16 protein-coding genes are annotated in these 13967 nt (G+C 69.9%); 14 read left to right on the top strand and 2 right to left on the bottom strand.

The features are described from left to right. The first annotated feature begins 36 nt into the window (after positions 1–36). The 13 genes from hrcA (at position 37) to leuA (ending at position 12038) form a co-directional block, all read left to right on the top strand. A complete protein-coding gene (gene hrcA / locus CJ226_RS15400) occupies positions 37–1068 on the top strand; it encodes a heat-inducible transcriptional repressor HrcA (protein WP_025103693.1) in 1032 nt (343 codons plus the stop codon). A gap of 36 nt (positions 1069–1104) precedes the next feature. After that, entirely contained in the window at positions 1105–2217 is a 1113-nt protein-coding gene (dnaJ, locus tag CJ226_RS15395) for a molecular chaperone DnaJ (RefSeq protein ID WP_025103692.1), read from the top strand. A gap of 2 nt (positions 2218–2219) precedes the next feature. Further along, on the top strand, positions 2220–2948 hold the full coding sequence (locus tag CJ226_RS15390; protein WP_102209724.1) for a 16S rRNA (uracil(1498)-N(3))-methyltransferase: 729 nt from the start codon (positions 2220–2222) through the stop codon (positions 2946–2948). Positions 2949–2985: 37 nt separating this feature from the next. Next, positions 2986–3333: an HIT domain-containing protein gene (locus CJ226_RS15385; RefSeq protein ID WP_060922187.1), complete on the top strand. Its 348-nt coding sequence runs from the start codon at positions 2986–2988 to the stop codon at positions 3331–3333. A gap of 46 nt (positions 3334–3379) precedes the next feature. Further along, complete coding sequence (locus tag CJ226_RS15380) at positions 3380–4405, top strand: PhoH family protein (RefSeq protein ID WP_231919667.1); 1026 nt, start codon at positions 3380–3382, stop codon at positions 4403–4405. After that, positions 4402–4863, top strand: a complete 462-nt coding sequence (gene ybeY / locus CJ226_RS15375) for an rRNA maturation RNase YbeY (protein WP_025103688.1) — start codon at positions 4402–4404, stop codon at positions 4861–4863. Before CJ226_RS15380 ends, ybeY begins: the two co-directional genes overlap by 4 nt. After that, positions 4860–6152, top strand: coding sequence for a hemolysin family protein (locus CJ226_RS15370; protein ID WP_025103687.1), 1293 nt, complete (start codon positions 4860–4862; stop codon positions 6150–6152). Before ybeY ends, CJ226_RS15370 begins: the two co-directional genes overlap by 4 nt. Next, a complete protein-coding gene (era, locus tag CJ226_RS15365) occupies positions 6145–7041 on the top strand; it encodes a GTPase Era (RefSeq protein ID WP_180964618.1) in 897 nt (298 codons plus the stop codon). The genes CJ226_RS15370 and era overlap by 8 nt, the downstream gene beginning before the upstream one ends. A gap of 54 nt (positions 7042–7095) precedes the next feature. Beyond that, a complete protein-coding gene (locus CJ226_RS15360) occupies positions 7096–7617 on the top strand; it encodes an RNA polymerase sigma factor (RefSeq protein ID WP_102209722.1) in 522 nt (173 codons plus the stop codon). Next, the gene (locus tag CJ226_RS15355) at positions 7617–8597 is read left to right on the top strand and encodes a hypothetical protein (RefSeq protein WP_102209721.1); all 981 of its coding nucleotides are present in this window, start codon (positions 7617–7619) and stop codon (positions 8595–8597) included. The genes CJ226_RS15360 and CJ226_RS15355 overlap by 1 nt, the downstream gene beginning before the upstream one ends. Next, a complete protein-coding gene (locus tag CJ226_RS15350) occupies positions 8594–9064 on the top strand; it encodes a hypothetical protein (protein WP_062634265.1) in 471 nt (156 codons plus the stop codon). Before CJ226_RS15355 ends, CJ226_RS15350 begins: the two co-directional genes overlap by 4 nt. Positions 9065–9107: 43 nt before the next feature. After that, positions 9108–10049 carry an NADP-dependent oxidoreductase gene (locus CJ226_RS15345; RefSeq protein WP_102209720.1) on the top strand — a complete coding sequence of 314 codons (942 nt, stop codon included), beginning with the start codon at positions 9108–9110 and terminating at the stop codon, positions 10047–10049. A 234-nt stretch (positions 10050–10283) separates the two neighbouring features. Continuing rightward, a complete protein-coding gene (leuA, locus tag CJ226_RS15340; protein WP_025103680.1) occupies positions 10284–12038 on the top strand; it encodes a 2-isopropylmalate synthase in 1755 nt (584 codons plus the stop codon). A 73-nt stretch (positions 12039–12111) separates the two neighbouring features. Here leuA and CJ226_RS15335 read toward each other — a convergent pair whose 3' ends face one another. Continuing rightward, positions 12112–12399 (bottom strand): glyoxalase/bleomycin resistance/extradiol dioxygenase family protein, encoded by a 288-nt coding sequence (locus CJ226_RS15335; protein WP_102209719.1) that lies wholly within the window; start codon positions 12397–12399, stop codon positions 12112–12114. A 73-nt stretch (positions 12400–12472) separates the two neighbouring features. Between CJ226_RS15335 and CJ226_RS15330 the strand changes: the two genes are divergently transcribed. Further along, on the top strand, positions 12473–13186 hold the full coding sequence (locus CJ226_RS15330) for a TetR/AcrR family transcriptional regulator C-terminal domain-containing protein (protein ID WP_102209718.1): 714 nt from the start codon (positions 12473–12475) through the stop codon (positions 13184–13186). A gap of 66 nt (positions 13187–13252) precedes the next feature. Here the strand turns inward: CJ226_RS15330 and CJ226_RS15325 are convergent, their stop codons facing one another. Continuing rightward, complete coding sequence (locus CJ226_RS15325; protein WP_025103677.1) at positions 13253–13945, bottom strand: trimeric intracellular cation channel family protein; 693 nt, start codon at positions 13943–13945, stop codon at positions 13253–13255. Positions 13946–13967: the final 22 nt, after the last annotated feature.

Here is a 13967-nt window from a genome sequence, read left to right as displayed (position 1 = left end):
AGAGTGCCAGCATCCGGTCGGCGGGAAGGGGAAGCCATGGTCACAGAGCGAGGGCTGCAGGTCCTCCGCGCGATCGTGCAGGACTACGTCGAGACGCACGAGCCCGTGGGCAGCCGTTCCATCGTCGACCGGCACTCGTTCGGGGTCTCGGCCGCGACCATCCGCAACGACATGGCGCAGCTGGAGGACGAGGAGCTGATCACGGCTCCGCACACGTCATCCGGGCGCGTCCCCACGGACAAGGGCTACCGGGTGTTCGTCAATCACCTCGCCCAGCTCCGTCCTCTCTCCACCGCTCAGCGTTCCGCCATCGAGTCGTTCCTCGCCGACCCGGCCGACCTCGACGACCTGATGGTCCGGACCGTCCGCGTCCTCACGCAGCTCACCGGCCAGGTCGCGCTGGCGCAGTATCCGTCGTTCGCGCGGGCGCACGTGACCCACGTGGAGCTCGTGACGCTGGCCCCCAACCGGCTCCTCACGGTGCTGGTGACGGACGCCGGTGGGGTGTCGCAGCGGATCACCGCTCTGCCGGACGCGATCGACGAGGCCGACCTCGCCGTGCTGCGCGCGCGACTTTCCGCCCTCATCACCGGGCAGGCGATCGCGGCGGCCTCCGACCGGCTTCAGGCGCTGCTCGCCACGGAGGAGACGCCGCAGGATCGCGTGCTCCGCACCCTCGCCGGCGTCGTGATCGACGAACTCGGCGGCTTCCGGCAGGAGCGGCTCGTGATGGCCGGAGCGGCGACCCTGGCGCGGCGCGAACAGGACTTCCGCGGCAGCATCCACCCCCTCCTCGAGGCCATCGAGGAGCAGGTCACGCTGCTGCGGCTGATGAGCGAGATGGTGCCGGACGAGCACGGCCTCGCGGCGAGCATCGGCACCGAGAACGCCTCCTTCGGGCTCGGCGAGGCGTCGATCGTCGCCAGCAACTACGCGGCGCCTTCGGGGACCGCGCGGGTCGGCGTCATGGGACCGACGCGGATGGACTATCCGAGCAACCTCGCGGCAGCGCGGGCGGTCGCCCGCTACCTGTCGCGCATGCTCGACGACGACGAGGCCGGCCGCTGACGCGGCCCCACGGAAATCACACGCAGAAAGGCGATTGTGGCGGACCACTACGAGGTTCTCGGGGTGTCCCGGGACGCTTCCACCGACGAGATCAAGAAGGCGTATCGGCGCCTGGCACGGCAGCTCCACCCGGACGTGAATCCGGGGGAGGAGGCTGCGGAGAAGTTCAAGCTCGTCACGCACGCCTACGACGTGCTCAGCGACGAGGAGTCGCGCCGCCGGTACGACATGGGCGGCGGTGACGGCGCGAACAACTTCGGAGGCTTCGGAGGCTTCGGCGACATCTTCGAGACGTTCTTCGGCGCGTCACAGGGTGGCGGACGCGGCGCCCGTCCGCGGTCGCGGCGAGAGCGGGGTCAGGACGCGCTCGTCCGGGTCACCCTCGACCTCGGCGATGTGGTCTTCGGTGCGCACCGCGACATCGAGGTCGACACGGCCGTGCTCTGCGAGACCTGTCAGGGCTCGTGCTGCCAGGAGGGCACGTCGCCCGTCACCTGCGACATCTGCGGCGGCACGGGGCACGTGCAGCGTCAGGTGCGGAGCCTTCTCGGCAACGTCGTCACCTCCCAGCCGTGCGGCACCTGCGAGGGCTACGGCACGACCATCCCGTACCCCTGCGGCACCTGTGGCGGGCAGGGACGCGTCCGCTCGCGCCGCACGGTGTCCCTCGACATCCCGGCGGGCGTCGAGACCGGACTGCGGCTGCAGCTCCCCGGCTCTGGCGAGGTCGGCCGCGCGGGCGGCCCGAACGGCGACCTCTACGTGGAGGTCACGGTCAACCCGCACCCCGCCTTCAGCCGTGACGGCGACGACCTGCTCGCCACGCTCGAGGTGTCCATGACCGACGCCATCCTCGGCACCGAGACCTCGATCGAGGGACTCGACGGGGAGGTCGACCTGGAGATCCGCGCCGGCGTGCAGTCCGGTGACGTGCTGACCATCAAGGGCCGAGGCATCACGCCGCTGCGCGGCACCCAGCGCGGCGACCTCCGCGTCGGCGTGCAGGTGGTCACCCCCACCAAGCTCGACTCCGCGCAGCGCAAGCTCATCGAGGACTTCGCCAAGAAGAACAAGGCGCCGGGCCCGCAGCTCGCGCAGTTCCAGCAGGGCCTGTTCTCCAAGCTGCGCGACCGGTTCCGCGCCCACTGATCGTGGCGCTGCACTTCCTCGTCGAATCCGCGGGTGATGCCGCGGTGGGCGGCCTCGTCTCCCTGACCGGGGCCGAGGCGAAGCATGCGGCCGTCGTCCGGCGGCTGCGCGTCGGCGAGGCCGTCACGGTCGGTGACGGTCGGGGCATCTGGCTGACCGGCGTGGCCGAAGCGGTGTCGCCGTCGCGCGTCGACGTCCGGATCACCGCGCGCGTCGAGCACGAGCCGGCGAGCCCACGCCTCGTGCTCGTGCAGGCGCTCGCGAAGGGCGACCGCGACGAGCTCGCCGTGCAGGCCGCGTGCGAACTCGGCGTCGACGAGGTCGTGCCGTGGCAGGCGGGTCGCAGCGTGTCGCGCTGGGAGGGGCCGAAGGCGGTGAAGGGACGCGAGCGCTGGGCGACGATCGTCCGCGAGGCCGCGAAGCAGGCGCACCGTGCCTGGGTACCCGAGGTGGCCGCCCCGGAGACGACCGCACAGCTCGCGACCCGCGCGGCGACGCAGCGCGTGCTCCTGCTCGACCCGACCGCGCCCGTGCGGCTCTCCGCCCTGGTGCCGGATGAGCGTGACCTCGTGCTCGTGGTGGGTCCGGAGGGCGGGATCGCTCCGGAGGAGCTGGAGAAGCTCACGGCCGCGGGCGCCGAACGCGTGCTGCTCGGCGACACCGTGCTGCGCACGTCCACGGCGGGCCCCGCGGCCATCGCCGTGCTGTCCGCGGCCCTCGGGCGCTGGTGACCGGCCGCACCGCGCGTCCCCCCAGTAAGCTGAGAGCATGAGCGAACCCTCGATCTTCACGCGCATCCTCACCGGGGACATCCCCGGGGAGATCCTGCTCGACACGGGCCGCGTCTTCGCGATCCGCGACATCGATCCGCAGGCGCCGCTCCATGTGCTCGTCATCCCCAAGACCGAGGAGTACCGCGACGTGACCGAGCTCGCGGCCGGGGATCCCGCGCTGCTGGCCGAGATGGTCGCCGCCGCCAAGCGCATCGCGGAGGAACACGCCAACGGCGAGTACCGCCTCATCTTCAACAACGGCGCGAGCGTCGCGCAGTCCGTCTTCCACGTGCACGCCCATGTGCTCGGCAACCTCGAGGAGAACAAGCTCGTTGGCTTCTGACGATCAGGAAAACGTCACCGAACGGCTCTACGCCGACGGCGTCGCGATGGTGCAGCTGCTCGGTCCGCAGGACCGGCTGCTGCGGATGCTCGAGCGCGAGCACCGCGACGTGCAGGTGCTCGTCCGCGGCAACGAGATCACGCTCACGGGTGCGCGCGAGGCCGTCGCCAAGGCCAAGACCCTCGTCGACGAGCTCCTCACGATGACCAAGGCCGGGCACGATCTCGCCCCGAGCGACGTGTCCAGCTCGGCGCGCATGCTGCGTCAGGACGGCGGCCCGCGGCCCAGCGAGGTGCTGGGCGAGGCGATCCTCTCCACGCGCGGCAAGGTGATCCGGCCGAAGACCCTCGGTCAGAAGGAGTACGTCGACGCGATCGAGGAGAACACGATCGTGTTCGGCATCGGTCCGGCTGGAACGGGCAAGACCTACCTGGCGATGGCGAAGGCCGTCCAGGCGCTGCAGCGCAAGGAGGTCACCCGCATCATCCTCACCCGTCCGGCGGTCGAGGCGGGGGAGCGCCTCGGGTTCCTCCCCGGCACGCTCACCGACAAGATCGATCCGTACCTGCGGCCGCTCTACGACGCGCTCAACGAGATGATGGATCCGGAGATCGTGCCGCGCCTGATGGCGACGGGCACCATCGAGGTCGCGCCCCTCGCGTACATGCGCGGACGCACCCTCAACGACTCCTTCGTCGTGCTCGACGAGGCGCAGAACACCACGCCCGAGCAGATGAAGATGTTCCTCACGCGTCTCGGGTTCGGCACGAAGATGGTCGTCACCGGCGACATCACCCAGGTCGACCTCCCGCAGGGCGCCTCCGGCCTCCGCCTGGTCACCCGGGTGCTCGACGGCATCGACGACATCCACTTCTCCCGTCTCACCAGTGACGACGTGGTCCGGCACTCCCTGGTGGGGCGCATCGTCGACGCCTACAGCGAGTACGACGAGCGGCGCGTGGCGCAGCGGGCCGAGCGCGAGCAGGCGCACGAGTTCGCCAACCGCGCCGAGCGCCGCGGCGCCCAGCGACCCGGACCACGCGACCGCATGCCGAAACGAGGGCTCTCATGATCGAGATCAACAACGAGTCGGCCATCGATGTCGACGAGACCGTGCTGCAGCGGCTGACGGACTTCAACCTGGCGCAGCTCCACGTCAGCGCGGACGCCGAGGTGGCCATCGTGCTCGTCGACGAGGGCGCCATGGAGGCGCTGCACGTGCAGTGGATGGACGAGCCGGGGCCGACCGACGTCCTGAGCTTCCCGATGGACGAGCTCCGGCCCGGCACCGAGGACCGTCCGACGCCTCCCGGACTGCTCGGCGACATCGTCCTCTGCCCGCAGGTCGCGGAGACGCAGGCGCAGGCCGCCGGGCACACCCTCATGGACGAGCTCATCCTGCTCACCACGCACGGACTGCTGCACCTGCTCGGGTTCGACCACGCCGAGCCGGATGAGGAGCGGGAGATGTTCGGGCTGCAGAAGCAGCTCATCCAGGGCTTCGCCGCGTCCGAGCGCCGCCGGCGATGACGGAGCTGCTGCTGCTCGTCGCCGCGGTGCTGCTGGTGGCGTTCGGCGGCCTCATGGCCGCGATCGACGCGGCATACGGCGTGACCTCGCGCGCTGGACTGGAGGACATGGCGACCGAGGGGCGCCGTGCGAAGGCCCTCGGGCGCATCGCCGCCGACCTGGACGCGCACGTCAACGCCGTCGCCTTCATCCGTGTCCTCGCGGAGGTGACGGCCGCCGTGCTCGTCACGGTGGCGTTCACGATCGTCTTCGAGAACATCTGGTGGGCGATGCTCGCCGCCGCCATCCTGATGACCGGCATCACCTTCGTCCTCGTCGGGGCGAGTCCGCGGACGTTCGGTCACCAGCACGCCGAGAGCATGATCCGCGGGAGCGCGGCCATCGTGCGCGGACTCCGGATCATCCTGGGTCCCATCGCCCAGGGGCTCGTCGTCCTGGGCAACCGTGTCACGCCGGGCACCGGACGCAGTTCGTTCTCCAGCGAGGACCAGTTGCTGAGCATGGTCGATGAGGCCGCGTCGAACGACCTCATCGAGGAGGACGACCGCGACCTCATCCACTCGGTGTTCGACTTCACCGACCAGTTCGTCCGGGCGGTGATGGTGCCGCGCACCGAGATGGTCACCGTGGGTGCGGAGGCGACGACCGACGAGGCCATGTCGCTCTTCCTTCATCGCGGGGTGTCCCGCATGCCCGTCGTCGACGATGAGGCCGACGACGTCGTCGGGGTGCTGTATCTCAAGGACCTCGTGCAGTTCGCGTACCGGGACGACAGCGCCTGGCGCGCGGCCTCCATCCGTCCGATCGCCCGGCCGGCCACGTTCGTCCCCGAGTCGATGCGCGCGGAGACGCTGCTGCAGCAGATGAAGCGCGACGCCGTGCACGTCTGCCTCGTGATCGACGAGCATGGCGGGATCTCCGGCCTGGTGACGCTGGAGGACCTCATCGAGGAGCTCGTGGGGGAGATCTCGGACGAGTACGATCAGGTGTCCGCCGAGTTCGTCGACCTGGGCGACGGCCGCTATCGGGTGAGCTCCCGGCTCTCGCTGGAGGACGTGGGCGATCTGTTCGGTCTGGAGCTCGAGGACGAGGACGTCGACTCCATCGGCGGCCTGCTCGGCAAGACGCTCGGCCAGGTGCCGCAGCCCGGTGCGACGGCGACCGTCCACGGCCTCGTGCTCACCGGCGGGGCCTCGCGCGGGCGGGGGCGCGGTATCGCGACGGTGTTCGTGGAACGGGCGGCAGAGCCCGAAGAAGTGCAGGATGAAGGAGAGCGGCGCGATGACTGAAGACACCCGGAGCGGGTTCGTGACCTTCGTCGGGCGGCCGAACGTGGGCAAGTCCACGCTCACCAACGCCCTGGTCGGCGAGAAGATCGCCATCACCAGCGAGAAGCCGCAGACCACGCGCCGAGCGATCCGCGGCATCCTCAACCGTCCGGACGGGCAGCTCGTCATCGTCGACACGCCCGGCATCCACAAGCCGCGCACACTCCTCGGCGAGCGGCTGAACGATCTCGTGGAGCAGGTCCTGGGCGACGTCGACGTGATCGGCTTCTGCGTGCCCGCCACCGAGAAGGTCGGTCCCGGCGACCGCCGGATCGCCGCCTCGCTGGACGGCTACCCGCGGGCGCAGAAGATCGCCATCGTCACGAAGACCGATGCCGCCGGGCGCGATGAGATCACCGAGCGACTGATGGAGGTGGACTCCCTCCGCGAGGACTGGGCGGCGGTGATCCCGCTGTCGGCGCTGACGCGGGATCAGCTCGAGGTGCTGGCGGACGAGATCCTGCAGCTCATGCCGGAGGGGCCCGCGCTCTACCCCGAGGGCGTCACCACTGACGAGTCCGCGGAGGACCGGATCGCGGAGATCATCCGCGAGGCCGCCCTCGACGGCGTGCGCGACGAGCTCCCGCACTCGATCGCCGTCGTCGTCGATGACATCGCCCCGCGCGAGGACAGCGACCTCACCGACGTCCATGCGTCCATCGTCGTGGAGCGGGACAGCCAGAAGGCGATCTTCATCGGCCACAAGGGCAAGCGCCTTCGCGACGTGGGAGCGCGCGCCCGCGCCGGCATCGAGGAACTGCTCGGGACCCGCGTCTTCCTCGGGCTCCATGTCAAGGTCGCGAAGGAGTGGCAGCGCGATCCGAAGCAGCTCGGGCGGCTCGGGTTCTGACATGCCGGGCAGCAGGACGTCGGAGGCGGCGGGCCGACCGCCGACCCCACGGACATGATCCGCCGCGGCGAAGACCCGAGCTCGCTGCGGAACGAGGTCTTCACACGAGTGTTCGACGAGCACTGGGCGACGGTGCGCCACCACATCGAGGGCGCCGTCCCCGATGACGACGAGGTCAGCGAGATCGTGTCGGAGGTGTTCCTCGTCGCGTGGTCACGGCTGCGCCCGACCCGTCCCCCCGGGAAGGTCTGGCTGCTCCGACAGACGGACCGCCATCTTCGTGCCCGCGCTCGGCGTTCTCCCACCGCGCACGGTGCGATCGATGCCGTGCACGCGGGGCTCTCCGGCGACCCGGAGACCCTCGGCGGGTTCGGGCGCAGCGAAGTCCTCAGAGCTTTGGGTGTCCTCACCCCGGGGCAACGGCGTATCATCATGCTCACGTACTGGGATGGACTCGCGGTGGGGGAGATCGCGGAGCTGCTGCGCACTTCTGAGTCCCGGGTACGGAAGACGCTGGCGCGGGCCGAGGAACGGTTGCGCACCACGCTGGGACTGGAGGAGACGGGGAGTGCGTGATGCCTGAGAATGCCCTGCTCGAGCGCGTGCTCGTCGAGGCCGATCCCGCGCGCACGCCGCGCGACGCCGAGCCGGACGCGCGTGCGATCGCCGCGCGCGACCGCATCATCCGGTCCGCTCCCGCGCCGCAGCGCCGCCGGCGGACCCGCACGATCGGCTGGGCAGCAGGGCTGACCGCCGCCGCCTCGGTCGTCATCGCCTTCGCGGCCCTCACTCCGCCGCAGTCCGCCGTCGCGGGTACTCCGTCGCCTCTGGTCTTCGAGAGCACCGGCTCTCTGAGCGACATCGTGGCCGACGCGGAGACCGAACTGACGGTGTTCGCGCCGCCCGCCGACCCGGAGCGCTCGGTGCGGACCGCGTCCTGGTCGTTCAACGCGGAGATGGACACGGGGCGCACCGAGGTCATGCCGCAGTTCTCGACGTTCACCTGGCGGGAAGACCTCTCCGGGGAGGCCCTCGCCATCAACGGCGTCCCCTACGATCCCGAGGACGCGGTCGCGAACGGCGACTCCGAGATCGTGAGCAGCGGCGAGGTGGCCTCGCGCGTGACCTTCGCCCCCGGCGAGTTCGAGACCCCGGTCGTCGCTGCGCCGGGGGAGTCCGCCGCCGACGTGCGGGCGCTTCTGGAGGCGTTCGGCATGCCGGACGATCCGACGGCCTTCGAGGTGGTGACCGCACTCACCTCGGTCTTCGGCCAGTGGACGCTCACCAACGCGCAGCACGCCGAGGTGTTGACGCTCATCGAGGCCTCCGGAGGAGCGCAGGCGCTCGGCGAGTCCACAGACCGCCTCGGGCGTCCTGTCGCCGGTATCCGCGTGCTGTCCGCGGACGGCATCGTGAGCGACGACCTTCTGGTGTCCCTCGACACCGGCCGCATCGTCGGCATCGAGCGAACCGTCCTGAAGGACGACGGCGTCTTCCCGGCCGGTGCGGTCGTGGATTATCGGATGTGGGACATCCCTGAGGAGGTCGTGCAATGAAGCACTCGCGCCCGCTGACCGCGGTTCTCGTGGCCTTGGCTCTCGTCGTGACCGGCGGCCCCGCCGTCGCGGCAACCGAGGAGCCGGTCGATCCGCAGCTCTCCCAGTTGCTCGAGGAGGTTCCCGGCGGTGTGGTGACCGACGGCGGAAGCGCCGTCTGGCCGAAACTCGACATGGAGTACCGACCGGCCCCGGCGACCTCGCGGGTCGCAGCGCGCTCCGTGGGCTCCTGTGCGACCGGCCGGATCTGCGCGTACAACGCCTCCAACCTCGGCGGTGGCATGTTGAGCTGGGGGAGCTGCACCACCATCACCATCCCCTCGTCGTTCGCCACACGTTCCGCTGCGAACGCGCGGACCTCGGGGTACATGCAGGTGCGTAACGGGACCTCGGTGCTCGCGACCGTCAACGCCAATGCCTGGAGCAACGTCTCGGGTTCCGCGACCAACATCCGCTGCTTCCTCTGAGCGTCGGGGCGGACCGGTACAGGAGACGATGAGGGGCGAGGGCATGGCGAAGCACTGGGTGGCGGCGACGGCCGGACCTCCCGAGTCGTGGGCTTTCGAGGAGTACGTCCCCGCGCCGCCGCGCCAGGGGGAGGTCACGATCCGGGTGCGTGCCGCCGGGGTGAATCCGGCCGACGCGAAGCATGTGGCGGCCGCTCGGCCGGGGGTCGAGTTCCCGGTCGCCATCGGGTACGAGGTCTCGGGTGAGCTCGTGGCGATCGGCCCTGGGACCCGCATCGGCTCGGGCGACGCCGGGGTCGGCGACGAGGTCGTGGCCTTCCGCGTCCGGGGCGGGTACGCGACGGAGCTCACGGTGCCGGCCGCCACGGTCTTCGCGAAGCCGACGACGCTCGCGCACCCCGAGGCGGCGAACCTCCTGCTCGTCGGCACGACCGCTGCCGAGATGCTCGCCGTCACCGGGGCGGCCCCGGGGGAGACGATCCTGCTGCACGGAGCGTCCGGTGCGGTGGGGGTCAGCGTGCTGCAGCAGGCCCGGCTGCGGGACGTCCGGGTGATCGGTACGGCGAGCCCGGAGCGCTTCGACGAGGTGCGGCGATTCGGCGGCATCCCCGTGGCCCACGGTGCCGGGCTCGCGGAGCGGGTGCGCGCGCTGGCGGACGGTCCGGTCGCCGCGGCTCTCGATGCCGTGGGGACCGACGAGGCCGTCGACGTCTCCCTGAGCCTGGTGACGGACCGCCGCAGGATCGTCACGATCGCGAACCCGTCGCGGGCGTCCGCCGAGGGTTTCCTCGCGATCGCCGGGTCGATGCCGGAGAGCGCCCGGTTCCGCGACGAGGTGCGCAGCGAACTCGTCGCCCTCGCGCAGAACGGCGACCTCGTTGTCCCAGTGGCACGGACCTTCCCGCTGGCCGAGGCGCCGGACGCCCATCGCCTCCTCGCCACCGGGCACCCGGGCGGCAAGCTCGCGCTGATCCCCGAGGGCTAGCCGATCTCCCGCAGTGCCGCGGTCACGATGACGACGCCCTCGCATCGACCGATCCCTCCATCGGGTGCGGACGCCGCGACGTCGCGATGTCTGCATCGATCCTGCTAGCATGACCCCATGCCTTTTGGCGGTCTGCTTCTTCTTAGCTGCCGCGACGAGTCCTCAAACTAGGGCCTTCCTCGTCGCGGCGCTTGTGTTGGCCCGTTCATTGTGACGAAGAGAAGAAGCCCCATCATGCAGAACACCCAGCGCCCGTCCGCGATGCCGATCCACAAGTACCGGCCGTTCCACGAGCAGATCGCCGTCCACCTGCCTGACCGCACCTGGCCCGACGCCCGCATCACCGAGGCCCCCCGCTGGTGCGCGGTCGATCTCCGCGACGGCAACCAGGCTCTCATCGACCCGATGTCGCCCGAGCGCAAGCGCGTCATGTTCGAGCTGCTCGTCGGCATGGGCTACAAGGAGATCGAGGTCGGCTTCCCCTCGGCGAGCCAGACCGACTTCGACTTCGTGCGTCAGCTGATCGAGGAGAACCTCATCCCGGATGACGTCACGATCCAGGTCCTGACACAGGCGCGCGAGCACCTGATCGCCCGCACCTACGAGGCCATCGCCGGTGCGAAGCAGGCCATCGTCCATCTCTACAACTCCACGAGCGTGCTGCAGCGCGAGGTCGTCTTCCGCACCGACAAGCAGGGCATCATCGACATCGCGCTCGAGGGCGCCCGGCTGTGCCGCCGGTTCGAGAAGACCATCCCGGACACGCAGGTGTACTACGAGTACTCCCCGGAGAGCTACACCGGCACCGAGCTGGAGTTCGCGGTCGACGTCTGCAACCAGGTCATCGAGATCTTCGAGCCCACGCCGGACCGCAAGGTCATCATCAACCTCCCCGCGACGGTGGAGATGGCGACGCCGAATGTCTACGCCGACTCCATCGAGTGGATGAGCCGTCACCTGAACCACCGGGAGAACGTGATCCTGTCGCTCCACCCGCACAACGACCGCGGGACCGCGATCGCCGCGGCCGAGCTGGGGTACATGGCCGGAGCCGACCGCATCGAGGGGTGCCTTTTCGGCAACGGGGAGCGCACGGGCAACGTGGACCTCGTCGCGCTGGGCATCAACATGTTCACGCAGGGCATCGATCCGCAGATCGACTTCAGCGACATCGACCAGGTCAAGCGCACGGTCGAGTACTGCAACCAGCTGCCGGTGCCCGAGCGCAGCCCGTGGGCCGGTGACCTCGTCTTCACGGCGTTCAGCGGCTCGCACCAGGACGCCATCAAGAAGGGCTTCGAGGCCATGGCCGCCAGGGCCGAGGCGCAGGGCGTGACGGTGGACGAGATCGAATGGGCCGTGCCGTATCTGCCCGTCGACCCGAAGGACCTCGGTCGCTCCTACGAGGCCGTCATCCGCGTGAACTCCCAGTCGGGCAAGGGCGGCGTCGCGTACCTGCTGAAGTCCGACCACGCGATCGATCTGCCGCGCAAGCTCCAGATCGAGTTCTCCGGGGTCGTGCAGGCCAAGACGGATGCCGAGGGGGGCGAGGTCACCAGCGAGCAGATCTGGTCGATCTTCACCGACGAGTACCTGCCCGCCGTGGACACCGAGGCGAAGTGGGGCCGGTTCGAACTGCTCGCCACGCAGACCCGGAGCGACATGTCCGGTGACGTCGTGCTCGACGTCGTGCTGCGGGACGACGACCAGGAGGTCTCCGTGTCGGGCAACGGCAACGGTCCGGTCGCCGCCTTCGTCGAGGTCCTGCGTGGTCAGGGCTTCGACATCACGGTCTACGACTACGTGGAGCACGCTCTCAGTGCCGGTGGGGACGCGCAGGCCGCCGCGTACGTCGAGCTGCAGGTCGGAGACCAGCGCCTGTGGGGAGTCGGCATCGACGGTGACATCTCGACGGCATCGCTCAAGGCGATCGTGTCCGGTGTGAACCGGTCGATCCGCAGCCGTCAGCAGGAGCTGGCCGCCGTCTGATCCTCGTTCGAATCGCGCGATTGGTTGTCTCCGGCCGCCGGATGGGGCCAATCGCGCGATTCGAAGTAGAGGGTCAGTCCACCCACTGCACCAGCTGCCAGATGATGCCGTTGGGGTCGGCGAACTGGCAGTACCGCTCGCCCCAGGGTTCGGTCTCGGGAGGGGTGACCACGCGAGCGCCCGCGGCGGCGATGCGGGCGAACTCCTTGTCGATCTCGTCGACGACGAACACGATCAGGGTGCCTTGACCGGCGGACCCGGCGATCTCCTCCGGGCGGAATGTCGACAGCCCCGTCTCGAGAAAGATGACGTTCGGCACCGGCCCCGGATGCTGCAACGAGACGAAGCCCTCCGCGGACATCGCCTCCTCGAACCCGAAGTGAAAGTCTGTACAGCGTACAGTGTTAAGGCGTGAGCGGTCTAGGCTATTCCCGATGACCAAGAACCTCGTCGATCTGCTCTGGCGGCACAGCCCCGTGGCTCCCGCGACCCCACAGCGCGGACCGAAGGCGCGTCATTCGACGGATGATGTCGTCGACCGTGCTGTCGCGTTGGCGGACGCCGACGGCCTCGCCGCGGTGACCATCCGGTCTCTCGCGCAGAGTCTCGAGCTGACGCCGATGTCGATTTACACGCACGTCAACAGCCGCGCCGACCTGCTCGTCCTGATGGCGGACGCGATGCATGCCAGGATGCTCGTCGCGTCTGTGCAGGCCTCCGGATGGCGCGACGGGGTCCGGGCGATCGCCGAGGACAACCTGCGCCTCTTCCGGACCCACCCGTGGCTCATCGACGTCCGGGATCCGCGGGTCGCACTCGGCCCCGGCACCATCGGCAAGTACGACCGGGAGCTCCACGCCTTCGACGGTCTCGGCCTCGGCGCCGTGGAGCGCGACGCGGCGTTGAGTTTCGTGCTGGACTTCACCCTCTCCGCGGCGGCCCGCATGCGGGAGCAGCAGAGTGCCGAGTCGTTCGCGGCTTCCTGGGCGGAGGCGGCACCGCGTCTGGCGGTCTACCTGGGTGACGACCTGCCGCTCGCCCGGTCGGTGGGCCAGGCTGCCGGGGAGTCCATGGGTGGCCCCTACGACGCTCGGACGGCGTGGGAGTTCGGCCTCGCGCGCGTGATCGACGGGCTCGCCGCCACCTGATCGTCGTTCGAATCGCGCGATTGGTCGTATTTGGCGGCGGGATGGAGCCAATCGGGCGATTCGAAGTCAGTCCTGGGGCTTCACGATCGGGATGGCACCGGTCTCCGCGGCGACCTTGCGGCGGTAGAGACGGCGCTGCTCCGGAAGCGAGACGTCGAACGTCACGGCGAGGATCCGGATCACGGCGGTCACGACGATGCCGATGACGGCCGCGAGGGGGATGGGCATCCCGACGGCGTTCGCCACGACGATGAACGTACATCCGGCGGCCGCGGCCACGGCATACAGCGAGCCGACGTGCATGATCGCCGTCGGCAGGCCCATCAGCATGTCGCGGAGCACACTCCCGCCGACCGCGGCGCAGACCCCGATGAAGACCGCGGGCACTTCCGGGATGCCGAAGGCGAGCGCCTTGCTCGTCCCGAAGGCGCCGAACATGCCGATCACGACGGCGTCCAGCACCACGATCGCGGTGTTGAGCCGCGTGAAGAGTCCGGCCAGCAGCATGCCGAGCAGGGCGGCACCCGCGGCCGTGACCAGGTACCACTGGTTCTGCAGGGTGGCGGGCGTCTGACCGAGCAGGATGTCGCGGATGAGACCGCCGCCCATGCCGATCATGATCCCGATGATGGCGACGCCCAGCCAGTCGAGCCGGCGCTGGCCCTGGAACCCGGCGGCGAACATCGCGCCCTGCACTCCGCCGAGGCCGACGCCGAGGAGGTCCGCCCACAGCGGAATGGTGAAGAGCGGTTCGGTCACGCGTCCATTGTCGCGCACGGAG

It is taken from the genome of Microbacterium sp. UMB0228 (genome assembly GCF_002871415.1).
GTDB lineage: Bacteria > Actinomycetota > Actinomycetes > Actinomycetales > Microbacteriaceae > Microbacterium.
Note: the sequence above shows the minus strand (reverse complement) of the source record. Positions and strands in the feature narration are given on the sequence as shown.

What these genes read in the sequence shown, in the direction of transcription:
- hrcA (WP_025103693.1), top strand. Translation starts at nt 37, where the DNA reads ATGGTCACAGAGCGAGGGCTGCAGGTCCTCCGCGCGATCGTGCAGGAC.
- CJ226_RS15385 (WP_060922187.1), top strand. Translation starts at nt 2,986, where the DNA reads ATGAGCGAACCCTCGATCTTCACGCGCATCCTCACCGGGGACATCCCC.
- CJ226_RS15380 (WP_231919667.1), top strand. Translation starts at nt 3,380, where the DNA reads ATGGTGCAGCTGCTCGGTCCGCAGGACCGGCTGCTGCGGATGCTCGAG.
- ybeY (WP_025103688.1), top strand. Translation starts at nt 4,402, where the DNA reads ATGATCGAGATCAACAACGAGTCGGCCATCGATGTCGACGAGACCGTG.
- CJ226_RS15370 (WP_025103687.1), top strand. Translation starts at nt 4,860, where the DNA reads ATGACGGAGCTGCTGCTGCTCGTCGCCGCGGTGCTGCTGGTGGCGTTC.
- era (WP_180964618.1), top strand. Translation starts at nt 6,145, where the DNA reads ATGACTGAAGACACCCGGAGCGGGTTCGTGACCTTCGTCGGGCGGCCG.
- CJ226_RS15360 (WP_102209722.1), top strand. Translation starts at nt 7,096, where the DNA reads ATGATCCGCCGCGGCGAAGACCCGAGCTCGCTGCGGAACGAGGTCTTC.
- CJ226_RS15355 (WP_102209721.1), top strand. Translation starts at nt 7,617, where the DNA reads ATGCCTGAGAATGCCCTGCTCGAGCGCGTGCTCGTCGAGGCCGATCCC.
- CJ226_RS15350 (WP_062634265.1), top strand. Translation starts at nt 8,594, where the DNA reads ATGAAGCACTCGCGCCCGCTGACCGCGGTTCTCGTGGCCTTGGCTCTC.
- CJ226_RS15345 (WP_102209720.1), top strand. Translation starts at nt 9,108, where the DNA reads ATGGCGAAGCACTGGGTGGCGGCGACGGCCGGACCTCCCGAGTCGTGG.
- leuA (WP_025103680.1), top strand. Translation starts at nt 10,284, where the DNA reads ATGCAGAACACCCAGCGCCCGTCCGCGATGCCGATCCACAAGTACCGG.
- CJ226_RS15335 (WP_102209719.1), bottom strand. Translation starts at nt 12,399, where the DNA reads ATGTCCGCGGAGGGCTTCGTCTCGTTGCAGCATCCGGGGCCGGTGCCG.
- CJ226_RS15330 (WP_102209718.1), top strand. Translation starts at nt 12,473, where the DNA reads ATGACCAAGAACCTCGTCGATCTGCTCTGGCGGCACAGCCCCGTGGCT.